12 protein-coding genes and 1 pseudogene are annotated in these 16508 nt (G+C 37.6%); 10 read left to right on the forward strand and 3 right to left on the reverse strand.

What is annotated here, in order from left to right:
• The first annotated feature begins 65 nt into the window (after positions 1-65).
• From TOL5_RS04020 to TOL5_RS04065, 10 genes and pseudogenes are all read left to right on the forward strand, one after another.
• Positions 66-1325 (forward strand): D-amino acid dehydrogenase, encoded by a 1260-nt coding sequence (locus tag TOL5_RS04020; RefSeq protein WP_009585200.1) that lies wholly within the window; start codon positions 66-68, stop codon positions 1323-1325.
• Positions 1326-1414: 89 nt separating this feature from the next.
• A complete protein-coding gene (alr, locus tag TOL5_RS04025; RefSeq protein WP_046760914.1) occupies positions 1415-2530 on the forward strand; it encodes an alanine racemase in 1116 nt (371 codons plus the stop codon).
• A gap of 10 nt (positions 2531-2540) precedes the next feature.
• Positions 2541-2912, forward strand: coding sequence for a RidA family protein (locus tag TOL5_RS04030; RefSeq protein WP_004830021.1), 372 nt, complete (start codon positions 2541-2543; stop codon positions 2910-2912).
• 181 nt (positions 2913-3093) lie between these two features.
• The gene (locus tag TOL5_RS04035) at positions 3094-4527 is read left to right on the forward strand and encodes an amino acid permease (RefSeq protein ID WP_005033615.1); all 1434 of its coding nucleotides are present in this window, start codon (positions 3094-3096) and stop codon (positions 4525-4527) included.
• A gap of 241 nt (positions 4528-4768) precedes the next feature.
• A complete protein-coding gene (locus TOL5_RS04040; RefSeq protein ID WP_121775771.1) occupies positions 4769-5878 on the forward strand; it encodes an acyltransferase family protein in 1110 nt (369 codons plus the stop codon).
• Between the two features lie 379 nt (positions 5879-6257).
• Complete coding sequence (locus TOL5_RS04045; protein ID WP_121774601.1) at positions 6258-6791, forward strand: PAAR domain-containing protein; 534 nt, start codon at positions 6258-6260, stop codon at positions 6789-6791.
• On the forward strand, positions 6784-7518 hold the full coding sequence (locus TOL5_RS04050; RefSeq protein ID WP_121774602.1) for a VRR-NUC domain-containing protein: 735 nt from the start codon (positions 6784-6786) through the stop codon (positions 7516-7518). Before TOL5_RS04045 ends, TOL5_RS04050 begins: the two co-directional genes overlap by 8 nt.
• A 10-nt stretch (positions 7519-7528) precedes the next feature.
• Positions 7529-8626, forward strand: coding sequence for a type VI immunity family protein (locus TOL5_RS04055; protein ID WP_121774603.1), 1098 nt, complete (start codon positions 7529-7531; stop codon positions 8624-8626).
• Positions 8627-8703: 77 nt separating this feature from the next.
• A pseudogene (locus tag TOL5_RS04060) lies at positions 8704-9743 on the forward strand (type VI immunity family protein).
• A 2-nt stretch (positions 9744-9745) separates the two neighbouring features.
• Positions 9746-10330 carry a hypothetical protein gene (locus tag TOL5_RS04065; RefSeq protein WP_121774604.1) on the forward strand — a complete coding sequence of 195 codons (585 nt, stop codon included), beginning with the start codon at positions 9746-9748 and terminating at the stop codon, positions 10328-10330.
• A 273-nt stretch (positions 10331-10603) separates the two neighbouring features.
• On the opposite strand, the gene TOL5_RS04070 is transcribed toward TOL5_RS04065, so the two are convergent.
• From TOL5_RS04070 to TOL5_RS04080, 3 genes are all read right to left on the reverse strand, one after another.
• Positions 10604-11056, reverse strand: a complete 453-nt coding sequence (locus tag TOL5_RS04070) for a CopD family protein (RefSeq protein WP_004830008.1) — start codon at positions 11054-11056, stop codon at positions 10604-10606.
• Positions 11057-11138: 82 nt separating this feature from the next.
• Positions 11139-12371 carry a beta-ketoacyl synthase N-terminal-like domain-containing protein gene (locus TOL5_RS04075; RefSeq protein WP_009586190.1) on the reverse strand — a complete coding sequence of 411 codons (1233 nt, stop codon included), beginning with the start codon at positions 12369-12371 and terminating at the stop codon, positions 11139-11141.
• Positions 12372-12655: 284 nt separating this feature from the next.
• Positions 12656-16495 (reverse strand): DUF4132 domain-containing protein, encoded by a 3840-nt coding sequence (locus TOL5_RS04080; RefSeq protein WP_121774605.1) that lies wholly within the window; start codon positions 16493-16495, stop codon positions 12656-12658.
• Between the last annotated feature and the right edge of the window lie 13 nt (positions 16496-16508).

A 16508-nucleotide genomic window follows, 5' to 3' on the forward strand; every position in this document is an offset into this window, starting at 1 on the left:
GAAATAAACTATTGAACCAAAAATATACTAGTTAAATAAACTAGTAAATGCGTAAAGGATAAGAAATGCGTGTAATCGTATTAGGTAGTGGTGTGATTGGTGTAGCAAGTGCATATTACCTCGCGCAGCAAGGAGCACAAGTTACAGTTTTAGATCGTCAAGCAGGTCCTGCTGAAGAAACCAGCTTTGGTAACGCAGGTCAAATCTCCCCAGGATATTCAACGCCGTGGGCTGCACCCGGTATCCCATTCAAAGCTGTGAAGTGGATGTTTCAACACCATGCACCGCTGGCAATCAATATCGATGGAAGCATGTGGCAATTACAATGGATGGCGCAAATGCTTAAAAACTGTAATTCAGAAAGTTATGCCATCAATAAAGAACGTATGACACGTGTTGCTGAATATAGCCGTGACTGTTTAAGAGAGCTTCGTAAAGATACAGGTATTCAATACGAAAACCGTTCAAAAGGTACCCTGCAAGTCTTCCGTAATGAAGCACAATTAGAGATGGTTCAACGTGATATTGCTGTACTGAAAGAGTGTGGCGTTCCTCATGAGCTATTGCTTAAAGATGATCTTGCTAAGGTTGAGCCAGCACTCGAACATGCGAAAGATAAATTGGTGGGTGGTTTACATCTTCCAAATGATGAAACAGGCGATTGTTATTTATTTACCAATGCCTTAGCCAACTTAGCCAAAGATTTGGGCGTAGATTTTAAATTTAACCAAAATGTTGAAAAACTTGTGGTTGAAGGTGATGAAATCAAGGGTGTCGTGGTTAATGGTCAAGTATTGACAGCTGATCGTTATGTATTGGCATTTGGTAGCTATTCACGGGATTTCTTAAAACCTCTTGAGTTAAATTTACCAGTCTATCCTGTAAAAGGTTATTCATTAACCATTCCGATTGTTGATCCAACATTTGCACCACAGTCTACAGTTTTAGATGAGACTTATAAAATTGCAATCACGCGTTTTGATCAACGTATCCGTGTGGGTGGAATGGCTGAGCTGAGTGGTTTTAACCATGGTTTAAATGCTGACCGTCGTGGCACTTTAGAAATGGTTACTCAAGACTTATTCCCAGGTGGTGATTTGGCACAAGCATCGTTCTGGACAGGTCTTCGTCCAATGACACCAGACAGTACACCGATTATTGGTGCGACACGTTTTAAAAACTTATTCTTAAATACAGGTCATGGCACATTAGGTTGGACGATGGCATGTGGTTCAGGAAAATTGATCAGTGATCTTGTATTGAATCATCAAACAGATATTAGTACAGAAGGTCTATCTATTCAGCGTTATCCTCACGCAGCTTAAAAACTGCATTCATTTTTATTATTCACATTGTATTAAGGCGTTTAGAGATAAACGCTTTAATTGCAGATTCGTATTCAGGGACGAATAACATGCCTAGACCAATTACTGCTGTCATTCATCATGATGCATTACAGCATAATTTAAATGTTGCTCGTCAATTTATGCCTCAAAGTAAGGTTTTTGCAGTGGTCAAAGCCAATGCATATGGGCATGGAATTGAGCGTGTTTATGAAGCGTTTAAATCCGCAGATGGTTTTGCTTTATTGGATATTGAGGAAGCAAAAAGATTAAGAAAATTAGGTTGGACAGGTCCAATCTTGCTTTTAGAAGGTATCTTCTCCGCAGAAGATCTAATGGATTGTGAAAAATACCAATTGAGCTTTAGTTTGCATCACACAGCACAAATTACTTGGTTAGAGCAGTTCCAAACACAACATGCTCGATCACAGACCCAATTCGACGTATTTTTAAAAATGAATACGGGCATGAATCGTCTGGGTTTTAAACCAGAGGTTTATCGTACAATGTGGCAACGATTGAAACAGTGTGCTGCGGTCAAGTCCATCACCCATATGATGCATTTTTCAGATGCAGATGGAGAGCGTTTGGGAAAATCTGGGATTGAATATCAACAACGTGTTTTTGATGAGACGATTCACGATTTAGCGGGTGACCGCTCGGTCTCAAATAGCGCTGCCATCCTGAGACATTCACAAGATTTACATTCAGATTATATTCGTAGCGGCATTATGCTTTACGGTAGCTCACCTGATTATCCTACCCATTCAATCCAAGACTGGAATCTTAAACCAAGCATGAGTTTGCGCAGTGAAATCATTGCAGTTCAAGATTTACAGGCAAATGAAACAGTGGGTTATGGTTCAAAGTTCACAGCACCCCATGCGATGAAAATCGGTATTGTTGCATGTGGTTATGCTGATGGTTATCAGCGTATTTCTATGGATGCGCCAGTGTTGGTCAATTCTGTACTGACTAAAACCATTGGTCGAGTCAGTATGGATATGCTCGCAGTTGATTTAACTCATATTACGGATGCTGACATTGGCAGTGAAGTGGTGTTGTGGGGACAATCTTCTGACGGTGCTGTACTGCCGATCGATGATGTTGCTGTAAGTTCAGGCACAGTTGGTTATGAACTCATGTGTGGTGTCACTGCACGCGTTAATTTCAAAATTTCGAAATAAGGAAATAAAGATGTCAAATAATCTTCAACATGCTGATATTCAGAAACTGAATAGCAATGAAGTGATGAGTGCAGTCACAATTTTTAATAAAGTGGTTTATTTATCTGGTCAAGTACCTAAAAATACGCAACTTGATGTTGTGGGTCAAACCAAAGATATCTTGGCAACCATCGATCAACTATTGCTTGAAGCAGATACTGATAAATCACGTTTATTGTCTGCAAATGTTTACATAAAAAATTTATCAGACTTTCCAGCATTCAATGCTGTTTGGGTGGATTGGTTAAAAGGTTGTGTTGCCCCTTCTCGTGCCACAATTCAAGCAGATATGGTGAATCCAGATTGGTTGATTGAAATTGCAGTCACTGCAGCACAGAAATAAGCTTTTTAATGTCTACGCATTGATCACTGCATGACTTAAATCGTACTTATTTAGAAACAAAGCCAAAGCACATGTAAACCATGTGCTTTCGCTCAAGTTGGGTAAAACAAAATAGAACGGGAATGTTCTGTTGCCACAAGCAAGTTTTACCTCCAGAAAAATTGTCAAAAAGGATATTTTTATGACAACTTCAAGCCATACAGATGACGCACCATCGTCGCCACATGAGCTGCAACGGAAACTATCAAATCGTCATTTGCAATTAATTGCCATAGGCGGTGCGATTGGTACAGGTTTATTTATGGGATCAGGGAAAACAATTTCTCTAGCAGGTCCCTCGATTTTAATCATTTATATGATTATTGGTGCCATGTTTTTCTTCTTAATGCGTGCATTAGGGGAAATTCTACTTTCCAATCTGCATTACAAATCATTTATCGACATGGCACATGACTTGATTGGTCCTGGTGCAGGTTACTACATCGGCTGGTCTTATTGGCTGGGTTGGATTTTGGTCGGCATTGCTGATTTAGCTGCAATTATTAATTATTTGAATTTTTGGTTACCCGATGGCGTTGCTTTTACGCCCATGGGGCAAGCCCTGATTAGTGCAGGCTGCGTGCTTTTGGTCCTCGGGATTAACCTACTTACCGTAAAATTGTTCGGTGAAATTGAATTTTGGTTTGCATTGATTAAGATTTTAGCCATTCTTGGCTTGATTCTGATTGGTGGGTATATGGTATTTAGCCACTTTCAAGCGCCAAGTGGCTCCGTTGCCAGCTTTAGCAATGTGTGGTCATATGGGGGAATGTTTCCGAAAGGCGGAACTGGCTTTTTAGCAGGCTTCCAAATTGCCTTATTTGCTTTTGTCGGTGTTGAGCTGATTGGGACGATGGCAGCAGAAACCAAAGATCCAGAAAAGAACTTGCCTAAAGCGGTCAATGCAATTCCTACACGGATTATTTTATTCTATGTATTGGCATTGTTTATTGTTATGTCTGTAACACCTTGGACAGAAATTCCAGCTGACCAAAGTCCTTTTGTATCGTTATTTATGCATGCAGGTATTGGTGGTGCTGCCATTATTATGAATCTGGTGGTGTTATCTTCTGTGATGTCATCAATGAACAGTGGTGTGTTTTCAACCAGTCGTATGCTCTTTGGTTTAGCCAAAGAAGGTCAAGCGCCTGAAAAGCTGGCTGAGCTATCAAAGCGTGCTGTTCCTGCAAAAGGGTTGTTGTTCTCTTGTGGTTTCATTATGGCTGGTGCAGCCTTACAGTATTTTGTACCGAATACTGTTGAAGCATTTACGCTGGCAAGTTCTCTGTGCGTGATTTTGTTCATCAGCATCTGGAGTATCATCATGGTATGTTATATACGCTATCGTAAATTACGCCCAGAACTGCATGCAAAATCAAACTTTAAAATGCCAGGTGGCGTATGGATGTCATATATTGTATTGGTCTTCCTTGCGTTTACATTGGTGATTCTCAGCTTGGAGCCTGATACTTTAAAGGCACTCATCATCAGTCCGTTGTGGGCGATTATTTTGGCGGTCACTTATCAGTTCATGTATAAACCGCGTATGAGAAAACGTAGTCATCAACAAGACTAATGTTGAATATCGTCAACTTTTAACTGATCAGGAGATGGTTTTAGGTCATCTCCTGTATATTTTTTCTAATTAAATTGATTTCGTTATAAATTTTATAGTTTAAGATGTCTTGATTGGCATTATTTTTAGATTCGCAATCCATAGGCTACATCAATTTATTAACAAATTGTTCAAAATAAAATACTGAAATAAAAATAAAAAACACGTTTAATAGCACCACTTTAGGTAAACAAAAATATCTATGCGCAATAACAAGATTGATTTATTACGAGGCATTTCAATTTTATTGGTGCTGATTCATCATTTTAATATTCCTTATAAATTGCACGACACATTTTTAGGTGTACAAATTTTTGGAGAAAGTCTTAATAATTTGATTGCGCGTAATGGCAACTATGGGGTGACGATGTTTTTCGTCATTTCAGGCTTTCTGATTACTCAGCACACTTTACAAAGAAGTGGATCGTTAGGGCATATCAGAGTAAAAGACTTTTATGTTCGCCGTATTGCACGAATTATACCTTGTTTAGTCCTGCTTGTTGCTTTGGTCACGATATTTGGTGCGATGGGACTTAAACCATTTATGAATCAAGCACCCAATGACATTGAAGTCTCTTATGGGCTCACTGTATTTTCTGCTTTTACCTTTTGGATGAATATATTGATCATTGAGAATGGTTGGGTGAATTATGCACTTGGTGTCTTATGGTCATTGTCGGTTGAAGAGGTGTTTTATTTAGCCTTTCCAATACTCTGTTTGGCTTTAGGGCGAGGGAAAGGTTTTATTGCATTGTTGTTGGTGGTTATTTGTTATGCACCTTACTTTCGTTCTTTACATTTTGCTGAAGAAAGTGGGGCATATTTATATCACTATTTTTCGAGTTTCGATGGCATTGCAATGGGGTGTTTGACCGCATTAATTGCTCAACAGGTGGGGACAAAGCTTGATATTCCAAAAATCATAGTGCCTGTGGTTTGTATTTTGATGATTATGTTGTACTTTTATGCCCCAATTAAAGATGTCAGTACATGGGGAGTGTCTATTTTTGCGCTATTGTCTGCGATTTTAATTTTCTGTTTTGCTCAACATCCGCAAGCTGAATCATTCTCTATGCTCTCCAAAGCTATGGAGTGGGTAGGGCAGCGTAGTTATGAGATGTATTTATTTCATCTGATTATTCTTGGTATGTTTAAAGTCTTTTATCTTCCCAAAGAAACTCTACCCGCCGAAAAATTGATGCTATTGCCTATTTATTTTATGGGAGTATTTATATTGAGTTGGGCAATCGAAAAGTATTATTCAACACCGTTGAATCGACAAATACGTCAATTTTTACTTAATAATAGATAGGCGAATTAATTTCATTAAATATTTATAAAGTATATAGCATGATATCAATAATCTGCTATATGCTTTTGGGGCGCTGAATCTATAATTTTAAAAATGTAGTGATTAAGTCTATTGTAAAACATAATCACATATATTTTCATGAAATTAATTAATTGAATTTTAATATAATAATATTTTTTTTGTTTTGTCTTATTCCTATTTTTTAATCCAATCTAGAATGAGCTTTTTACTTTTTTATTCCCATTTGAAATGAATAACTGGCTAGGTTTCTAGCTTGAAAATTTGTTACTTGCATATAATTAAGGTATATTTGAGCGGTTTATTTATTTTTATATAAACATTTTTATTAAATTTTACTAAATAAAATAAGAGAATAATTATGACTCAAGCTGTTATTGTCCAAGGTTGTAAAACCGATCATGGTGGTGTCGTGATTCAAAGCAATGCCTCTACCTTAGTCAATGGAATCGGTATGGCTGCCAAAGGCTATATGGTTGCTTGTCCTAAATGTAAAGGCGTTTTTCCAATTGCTGAAGGTGCACCTAATTTTATTCTTCCTGATAATAGTCAGGTTGCTTTAGCAGGAATGAAAACCGCATGTGGTGCGAAATTATTGCCAAGTTCATTTCAAGTGGTTGTTGAAGCCAGTTCACCTTTTGGTTCTCAACTGATGGGTAATCCAAACGATGAGGGTGAAGAAACAATACCGCCACCACAAGACCATTCAGGTCGTTTTCAGCTTGTTGACCAAAATACTGGTGAAGCGATCGCAAACCGTAGAGTCCGTGTGACTCTGGGAGATGGTACCAGTACAATTTATGCAAGTGATGCGCAAGGTTATACCGATTGGATTTATACCCCGTCTGAGGAAGAAATTCATCTCAATTTAGTGGATGAGTTAGACAATGGCTGATCAAGGAAAACCACAAGGAATATTAACAACTAAACCAGCTCAACTTCAAACAATTAAAGTTGTTGGAGTTGGTAATGACAAATTAGACCCAGAAGATAAAAAAGTATTATGTAGTGCGATTTGTCACTGTCATTATCAGCCACATAAAGGTAAGAACCAACAAAATCTATATCAATCTTGTGTTTCTGCAAGATTAAAAAAGCTAGATGTAGTTCTTAGTTATCGAAGCCCTTGGAAGCCAGAATTAACTTATGATATGACTGAAACACCTCCCAAACCAGTAACTGATAAAAACATAGCAACCAAAGCGCATGATTATGTTTGGGGATGGATTAAGAAAAATTGGCTTAAAGATAAAGGGTATGAGTATGAAAAGGGGGAGGGAATGACTCGCCGTCCTGATGTGGTTATTGTTAAAGATCCAACAAAACCTGCAATCCAAGACAATATTAAAAATGTTGTTGAAATCAAATTTGGTGATGAGTTTGGAGATGACCAACGAGATAGTTATGAGACAATAGCTGGAGATCCTAAAAAAGTTAAAGTTTTAGATCCCGATGAATGTGAGTGTGGCAATGATGATGAAGATGGAAAAAAATCCACAGTTACAGAGTTTGTAACATGGGCATCAGGAATAGCTTTAGCTTTATATAATTTAAGAAAAGGGAAGTTACCCAAACTGCCTAAATTCCCATCACCAAAACCATCACCGAGTCCAGTTTGGTAAGGATATTTATATGCATTTTAAAAGTGAAGATGATTATAAAGCTTGGGCAGAGCAGCAAGAATTTGGGGCAATAGCAGGGGCTTTATTCACACAAAAAGGTCCAGAGGATTATGTGGGAGCAATACCTGCGATTCGAGCTGTTATATACTTCAAAGAAGGCTATAGCAATGAAATGCGTGAAGCCATTGCTCAATGTTTTGATGATTATCAAAATCACGCTAAAGATCACTTGAAATGGCTATGGCAAGATGAGCCTCCAAAAGAGGAAGAAAATACTCTTGAATACAAAAAGACTAAGCCTATTCGCAAGATTTTGAATAGCTATGGTCGAATGAAAGCTTTTGGGCTTTTATATACTAGTGGTAAGGAAAAATTCGCTACAGGAGCTTGGGAATTCTATGTGAGTGGTAAAAGTGAATGGCAATCGAAGAAAAGAGAAAGCCAAAGTACTTTAACATTTTCAATGCCTATTGAATGGGTAGAAGAAAATCCAAAACTTTTTATTGATTTATTTATAAAATCTGCGCAACGCTTAAAAGCCAAACATGGCTACGCTGGGTATGCTTGTATCATTAGTAAAATCCGAAATGATAAAAATGAACCTACAGAAGCCTTCTTATCTCGTAAACTTTGGGCAATGGATGTAGGTAATGCTATGTTATCAGCAAAATATCTTGTTGATGGTATTAAAACTGTGAGTTGGCTTACAGTAATTAATTACGAATGGTTTAATAGAATTAAAAATGAAGAAGCATTAAATAGTGAACTACCGATGAATTGGTTTATTGGTTATGACTATGGTTCGGGTGTGGTTATTCAAGCTGGTGCATTACCAAATGATGGTTCAGTCGAAAGTGATCCTTTACCAGCACCATATATTTTACTTAATAGAATCTTAAAGCCTCTAAGAGTTGAGAAGATTCAAGCCATTCACCGTGGCAACTACAGTACAGAAGAAAATCCATTAATTACAGGTTATCGAGCAGAAGCATGGATGAAGCGCTTTGATATTGAAGACGATCAAAAGCTCGAATATTTTACAAAGTTACAAGACGAACCTAAGTTAAATAGTCAGTATGCTTTTTTAGATAAACGTATAGATTGGTAATAGGGCGTATTAATCATATGCACTTTAAAAAAGAACAAGACTACAAAGCATAGGTTGCGACACAAGAAAAAGGCGCCATTGGCGGTGGTTTACTCACTCCTCAAGGTGGGGAAGACTATGTTGGTGCAATTCCTGCGATTCGTGCGGTTCTGTACTTTAAAGAGGGTTATAGCGATGAAATGCGTGAAGCGATTGCTCAATGCTTTGATGATTATCAAGAATATGCCAAAGCGCATTTAACTTGGCTTTGGCAGAGCCACCTAACGGGGCTGGTGGTGCTAGTTTAGCTTTTGAAAAAGTTAAACCTATACGAAATATCTTAAAACTTTATAGTCCTATGAAAGCTTTTAATTTTTTATATACCAGTGGTAAAGAGAAATTTGCAACAGGGGCGTGGGAGTTTTTTGTGAATGGGCGTAGTCAATGGCAAGCTCAAAAAAAGAATTATCAAAGTACATTAACTTTCTCTATGCCAATTGACTGGGTTGGTGAAAATAGTAAAGCTTTTATTGAGCTGTTTATTAAGTGTGCGCAACGCTTAAAAGCCAAACATGGCTACGCTGGGTATGCTTGTATTCTTAGCAAAATCCGAAATGATAAAAATGAACCGACTGAAGCGTTTATGGCTCGTAAAGCTTGGGCAATGGATGTAGGTGATCCGATGTTGTTAGCAAGAGATTTAATTGAAGGTATCAAAACAGTAAGTTGGCTTACAGCAATTAATTACGAATGGTTTAATTCGATCAAGGAAGAAGAAGCATTAAACAGTGAACTACCGATGAATTGGTTTATTGGTTATGACTATGGTACAGGTGTTGTGATACAAGCGGGGACTTTACCTTTAATGGGCTCTGTTGAAAGTGATCCCTTACCCGCGCCTTACGTCTTGTTAAATAGGGTGTTAAAGCCTTTACGTGTTGAAAAAATAGGTGATTTACATCGTGGTAATTATTCAACAGATGAAATTCCACTGATTAAAGGCTATTTAGCCAATCACTGGTTAGCTCGTTTTGATATTGAAGATGATCAAAAGCTTGAATATTTTGCAAAGTTACAAGACGAGCCTAAGTTAAATAGTCAGTATGCTTTTTTAGATAAACGTATAGATTGGAATTAAAAATGAAAGTTATTTTAGATTTTATAAAAACTATTATTCCTCGAAAATATAATGTTAAAGATGCTTATGAACAAGAAAATATTCCCTTAACACAAGAGCATATACTTGTTATTCAAAATTTACATGTTGCATGGTTAAATATTGAAAATGGTACTTTAGCGGTATATTTACCTCGTTTTGATGAAATATCTAAGATTTTAAAGAAATCTAAAAATTCTAATGAGCTAAAAAAAATCATGAGTGAAGCTTTATGTGCTTTTCCCACATGGTTTGCAGCTTCATCGTGTTTAGCTAATCGCTATGTTTATAAGGAAAATGAAGTATTTGATTTAACAGAACACCACATAGAACTGCTTAAACTACTTATATGGTGCGATATGAAGATCAATGATGGTCTTGTTGATTTTTTCTTTAAGGGGTATCCCTTACCTTTACCATACACTGATGGTAAGAGACCTTTTGGACAAAGGGTTAATTATAAAGATGATATTATTGAGCTTTTAGATGAAAAAGTTGATGCTGAGTCTTTATTTAGAGAGCTAGATAAAGCACTTTATGTTTATTTAAGGAATGCTGTTTGGAATTAATCGAAAGAGGAAATAGACAAAGCGTTTTCATTTTTCTATACCAGTTGATTAGGTTGGTAAAAAAAGTAAATTTATGGATTTATTGATTAATCGTGTGCAACGTTCAAAAGCTAAGCATGGTTAGATAAACGTATAGATTGGAATTTAAAAAGCCCCTTTATATTTGAAGAGGCTATTCTTTTATACAATAAAATTATCTTTCATAGATTTACTTCATGGAATATAAAAACATGCCAATCAGTTAAGTGAATGTGAGGCAAATATATTTTTTAGTTAAAACGTAGGTTTAACCACCACCAAAATAATCACAGCAAATAAAATCAATGTCGGCATCTCATTAAAAAAACGCCAAAACTTGTGTGATTTATAATGGGCATTGCCAATCAGTTTTTTACGGTAATAACCACAAACAAAGTGATAAATCACCAACAGACCAACCAAGCCAACTTTGAGATAAAACCATAATGCTTCATGGTAGTGGCGTGTGGCATCACCCCAATCCACTAAAAAATGCGCTGTAATTAGTGTTGCAATCATTGATGGCCACATGATGCCACGATACAACTTACGTTCCATAATTTCGAAACGTTGATGACTGACCGTATCCTCACTCATTGCATGGTAAACGTATAAGCGGGGAAGGTAGAACAATGCAGCAAACCAGCACACGACTGCTATGATATGTAAAGCTTTAACCCAAAGGAAAGCTTCAGAAGGAGCATCCATCAATTTACCCTTTTAAGGGCAGTGTGCGAAAACTTGATCATTCACAGTATAGATAAACCATGAATGATCAGAATTGCTTAAATTAGCCTTCCCATTTTTTGAAAATGAGACAAGCATTTACACCGCCAAAACCGAAACTGTTACTCATCACAGTATTCAATTTTGCGTCACGTTTTTCAAGTACGATGTCATAACCTTTTGCACCTTCATCAAGTTCAGTCACATTGATGTTTGGTGCGATAAAGTCGTTTTGCATCATCAATACAGAGTAAATTGCTTCTTGAACACCAGCAGCACCTAAGCTATGACCTGTCATAGATTTGGTTGAGCTGAGTGGAGGTACATTGCCTTCACCGAACGCACGTCCCATAGCCAGTAATTCTGTTACATCACCAGCAGGAGTGGAAGTACCATGAGTATTGACATAGTCAATCTTGTCTACACCATGTTGTTTAGCTTCTTCAAGTGCCATAAGGATACAACGTGTTGCACCTTCACCTGATGGTGCAACCATATCCGCGCCGTCAGAGTTCGCTGCATAAGCAACAACTTCAGCAAGGATATTTGCACCACGAGCTTGGGCATGTTCAAGTGATTCAAGTACAACGAAACCACCACCGCCAGCGATAACAAAACCATCACGGTCAGCTGAGTATGGACGAGAAGCTGTTTCAGGCGTTTCATTGTATTTAGAACAAAGTGCGCCCATTGCATCAAACAATAAACTTTGTGACCAGTGATCTTCTTCACCACCACCAGCAAGCATTAAATCTTGTTTACCCAATTGGATCAGGTTGTAAGCATAACCAATGGCATCAGCAGAAGTTGCACAAGCGCTGGTAATGGAATGTGCAACACCTTGTAGTTTGAATGCAACACCGACATTGGCGGTGATTGTGTTTGACATATTGCGCGGTACAAAGAAAGGTCCGATTTTACGTGCACCTTTTTCTTCTAAAAGCTTAACCATTTCTGCGACAGAAGCAGTTGAGTTACCACCCGAGCCTCCTGCAATACCATAACGAGGATTACCACCGATTTGTTCGGGAGTTAAACCTGCATGTTCAACAGCTGCAAGCGCTGAATTATACGCATACATGGCACAAACACCCATAAAGCGTTTCAGCTTACGGTCAATACCATCAAAATCTTGTTCAGCTGCAGCACTGACATGACTTTTAAAATTAAGTTCTTCGTAGGTTGAATTATGACGTGTTCCTGAAATACCATTTTCCAAAGAATGCTTAACAGCTTCCAATGTATTACCGATACATGAGTTAATACCCATACCAGTGATCACAACACGACGGTTCATGCAAAGTCCTTTATTTTAGAATACAGAATGAATGGTCACATTTAAACGCGTTTAGTTTTTCAGTTCAATGGCGAAAGATACTGATTCTTAGGCGTCATTTACACGATTAACTTCAAGGATTAAATGTTGGTTAATTGATTGAAAATACAAGATTTTATAGTGTGGTTTAGCGTTTTAATGAATCATGAGAATTTACATCAATTAGGCAAAACCATCCATAACAACAAGTCATTATAGATGGTTTTGATTGGTGGTTTCTTAAATCAACTTTAAAGAAATATGGCTTACCACGGAGTTTTCTTTTCCCACTCTGGATCAAAACCAGATGTTGCTGCAGCGACTTTTAAATAATCCGCGTAGCTTTCTGCCAGTAAAATAGGTGGGATCTCTTTGATTGGGAGTTCATTATTGTTCCAAGAGCGGCTGGCTTTTTTACTAAATGCCAATTCATATAGCACTGCTGGAATGTTCTCTTCAGGAACATAACTGCCACTGAATGTAATTTCGACATCGATTCCCAGTTGTTTATAAGGCTTGGTATATCGGTCAAATGAGCCACCATCTTCAATGCTGGCACGCTGATATCCCAACTTGGTCACTACACCACGCAAGGTAAATGTATCGGTTAGCCAACCTTTATGATCACTGATCTCTGTGACATTATCATCTTCAAATTGAGGTAAATGATGAGTCATTTGTTCAAATAAAAACTTCACTTTATAGTCTTTGAAGTGTGCAATCCAAGCTTGGGCTTCTTCTTTACCAACTAAAACCGCATGTGAAATTTGAATCTTACTGTCAGGACTGAGTTCAATTTCATCATCATCCAAATTCAACAGTGCACCGTCATCACTCGGTCTAAAACTGACTTTATCACCGTTGCTTTTAATTTCAAGCCAAGTTAGACGTTGAATCAAGCGACGCATAATTGGATGTTCAAAGATGTATTCTTGCCATTCAGCAACATTCCACTGACGTTCACTGCACATCGCCTCATACAAACGACCTGTTTGCATATCAACCACTTGTTTAAATTCTTTTTTACTGGTGCTGAACAGTGATTTAGCCTCTTTGATTAGGCTTTCATCATCATTTTGCCGTGCAGCAGGCAAGGCTTTTACTTCTTTTCCTTCTTCATTTTTTAAAATGAATTTGTCTTTATCATCCACAATGGCAGTAAAGTTACGTGAGCCATATTGTAGTTGTAATACACCATTTTCGTCTAAGCCGGCAGTTGGAATGGTGCGATCAGCAAGTTCATCGCTGGTCCATTGATTGCGTTCTGCGATCTCGGCGACTAAAGCATTCGCAAGGGATTGTACTGAAGCAGTACGATAACGGCGAGAAAGTGCAAGCAATAGCTGGATAATCAAAGGATCATTGCTGATGGACAATGCACTGATCATCGCTTCAATTTGCGAGCGACGCGGATAGTGCTGTTTCATATAGTTTTGGAGTTGTTTGACCGCAAAACTTCCTTGTGCATTAGCGGTGAGTGAAAGCATACCTTTACTCTTGATTGCAGAACCCAGATAGAGCCCTAAACGTTCACGCTTAATTTCTTCAATCACCTCTTCTAAAGTGATGGTCGCGTATTTGGCATAATACTCAGGATATTTCTCACCGTAGCGTTTATAGGCATCGCGATAAGAGCTTAAGCGACTAGGCGCTTCTTTGGTTGCATATTGTGTTGCTTCATCAAGTGGTGTCTGCAAAGTATCTTGATGAATAAAACTGTGTAATAAATGGTTTGCCAGTTGAACTTGGTCTTTTTCATCAACTAAGCCCATGTACCGCTGTAATAATTCATTGGCTTTTGGTTCTTTCAGTTTTTCAGCCAAAATCACCCACCATTTGATGATCTTAGGATCGACAGCTTTGCCATTTTTCCATTTCACTTTTGGCAGTGTTTCAAAATCAAACCAAGTAAAACTTGCCGATAGTTTTCCTTTGAGTCCGTCTTCTGCTTCTTTGAGTAATACTTCTGGTTTGAGATAGGCGCTAATATCTTGCCCTAATTTTTCTAGAGCGGTTAATAATGCGGCGCGTACAATTTCTTTTTTCTCTTTCTTTAATAGTGCATTAAGTGGTTTGACTGCATCTTGATTTTGTAATCGTGCGAGCCATTCAATTGCTGTGATTCGAATCTCTTGTTTACCTGAGTCTAGCGCTTCAATCGCACGAAGATGAATATCAGGAAGGTGCTGTAAGGTCTCTTGAGCTTCATAACGCAGTCGTTTGTTCTCACCTAAGGCAAATTCCAATAAGCGTGGAATAAATTGAGTTGGCAATGAAGGGAAGCATTTCAACACAAAAATTGCATCAGATGGGGTAAAGCTTTGATATTCATTTTTTTCGAGTGATGGGGAAAGCCCTAAAGCTTCTGTTAAGTATTGTTGATTCTCAGCAAAGAATGGCCAAATTTTATCTGCGTCATAAATATAATCCTGCAAACTTTCATAATAGGATGATGATGATAAAATACCTTTAGCAACTTTACGTTGTGGACTGAAAAATTTAGCTGCCTCTAAAGCTTGGACAATGTGACGCAACTCATATTGAGCATATTCCTCTGGACGTAGCATTTCAAATAAGTTTGGCCAATAGATCCAGTCTCGATTTCGTGTAGAAACAATTCGAGCAGCGTGGATTATCGAAAACTCAGGATATTTTTTATATTTGTTTTTATAGGTAATAATATTTTCAACATTGTGAAAATTTTTAAATGGTGCATCACCATTTAATTGATCCACAAGTGCCAATAAACTCTCTCGACTGATCTTCTTCAATTGTTTTAAATGGTCTTGTGCCCAGTTGCGCTTGTAGTTGGCAGTTTTATTTTCTTCAATCTCATCAAGCGCATTTTGTTCAGCTTTTGCTAAAATTTGCTGATAATTTTCTAAAATAACCTCTGAAAAACTCTGTGGAATTTTTTGTTCGATAAAGGGCTTAAATTCAGGGGTTTCAATATTTTCTTGAAGTTGTGCACTGTCAACGGATCTTAAGCGTTGAATGGCCATTTGTAGGATTTGTTGTACGGACTTTTGCTTTTCTTGCTCAAAAGCTTGTTCTAAAACAGCAAGATTGTCTGCACCTAAACGCGCCAATAAATCTGCTGAAAAGCCACGTTCTTGGCTAGAACCTTCCAGTAAACTGTGCTGTAAATATTTTTGACTATCTTCAGCATTGAGATTGCTCAGCAAACTGGTTGCCTTGGTACGGATCGTTTTAGACTTACCTATCGCGAGTTTTACAATTAAGTCAGGTACCTGTTTGATTAGAGAAGGTTGTTTAACAATATAATCTAAAAAGTTTTCCTGTCCGATAACGCTTAGATTGGGAATAATGTTTTTTAATTGTTCTAGGCGTTCAATAATAAATTCTTTGGTGTCTTTTAAGAGCAATAATTTTTCTAATTTGTTGGCATGGTAACTGTCTATATTTTGACGCTCAAATAAATAAGCTAACAGCTCTTGCCCTAAACCTTGCTGTTCATTTTCAAGTAAATCGACCAGTTTTTGTTGTGTCCAATTTTGCTTTAATAATTTATTTGGATCAGTTTCACTAAAATGCTGGCTGTCAAATGCAGTGATAAATGCATCTACGGTAAGGTAGATAAACCAAGAAGGTACCTTTTCATAAATATTGGTGAAATTTTTTTGCTTGGTGGCGGCTTCGAGCACTTTGGCAAAACGGGTAATTTGATCAGCGTTTAATTCATCAAAAATCTCGCCATAATAACGACGGCGTAGTTTTAATGCTGCATCAGCAAGCTTGTTTTGTTTTTTATCTAGTGCTTGACTATTTTGAGGCCAATACCAGCTATAAGTGCCAGGCTTGCCCAATAAAAGTAACGCTTTTTCATCGGTGTACTGTTGTAGTTTGATGAGAATTTCTGGGTTTTCACCTTCCAAAATAAATAAAACTACATGCTGATCAAGTTGTTCTTCAATGACAGCCAAAGGGCTAAAAATATGATAAAGCTTTTCTACTTTACTTTTGAGGTTCTCATTATATTTGTCAATATCTTCAGCTGGGGATGAGTTTGCCTGTTGTGCTTGAATGCTTTTATCTTCAGGCTTCGAAAACATAGACTCTATTTTTGAAAAAAGTTGATTTAACATATACATTCCTTTT

The sequence above is a fragment of the Acinetobacter sp. Tol 5 genome (assembly GCF_019702905.1).
Lineage (GTDB): Bacteria > Pseudomonadota > Gammaproteobacteria > Pseudomonadales > Moraxellaceae > Acinetobacter > Acinetobacter bereziniae.

What these genes read in the sequence shown, in the direction of transcription:
- TOL5_RS04020 (WP_009585200.1), top strand. Translation starts at nt 66, where the DNA reads ATGCGTGTAATCGTATTAGGTAGTGGTGTGATTGGTGTAGCAAGTGCA.
- alr (WP_046760914.1), top strand. Translation starts at nt 1,415, where the DNA reads ATGCCTAGACCAATTACTGCTGTCATTCATCATGATGCATTACAGCAT.
- TOL5_RS04030 (WP_004830021.1), top strand. Translation starts at nt 2,541, where the DNA reads ATGTCAAATAATCTTCAACATGCTGATATTCAGAAACTGAATAGCAAT.
- TOL5_RS04035 (WP_005033615.1), top strand. Translation starts at nt 3,094, where the DNA reads ATGACAACTTCAAGCCATACAGATGACGCACCATCGTCGCCACATGAG.
- TOL5_RS04040 (WP_121775771.1), top strand. Translation starts at nt 4,769, where the DNA reads ATGCGCAATAACAAGATTGATTTATTACGAGGCATTTCAATTTTATTG.
- TOL5_RS04045 (WP_121774601.1), top strand. Translation starts at nt 6,258, where the DNA reads ATGACTCAAGCTGTTATTGTCCAAGGTTGTAAAACCGATCATGGTGGT.
- TOL5_RS04050 (WP_121774602.1), top strand. Translation starts at nt 6,784, where the DNA reads ATGGCTGATCAAGGAAAACCACAAGGAATATTAACAACTAAACCAGCT.
- TOL5_RS04055 (WP_121774603.1), top strand. Translation starts at nt 7,529, where the DNA reads ATGCATTTTAAAAGTGAAGATGATTATAAAGCTTGGGCAGAGCAGCAA.
- TOL5_RS04065 (WP_121774604.1), top strand. Translation starts at nt 9,746, where the DNA reads ATGAAAGTTATTTTAGATTTTATAAAAACTATTATTCCTCGAAAATAT.
- TOL5_RS04070 (WP_004830008.1), bottom strand. Translation starts at nt 11,056, where the DNA reads ATGGATGCTCCTTCTGAAGCTTTCCTTTGGGTTAAAGCTTTACATATC.
- TOL5_RS04075 (WP_009586190.1), bottom strand. Translation starts at nt 12,371, where the DNA reads ATGAACCGTCGTGTTGTGATCACTGGTATGGGTATTAACTCATGTATC.
- TOL5_RS04080 (WP_121774605.1), bottom strand. Translation starts at nt 16,495, where the DNA reads ATGTTAAATCAACTTTTTTCAAAAATAGAGTCTATGTTTTCGAAGCCT.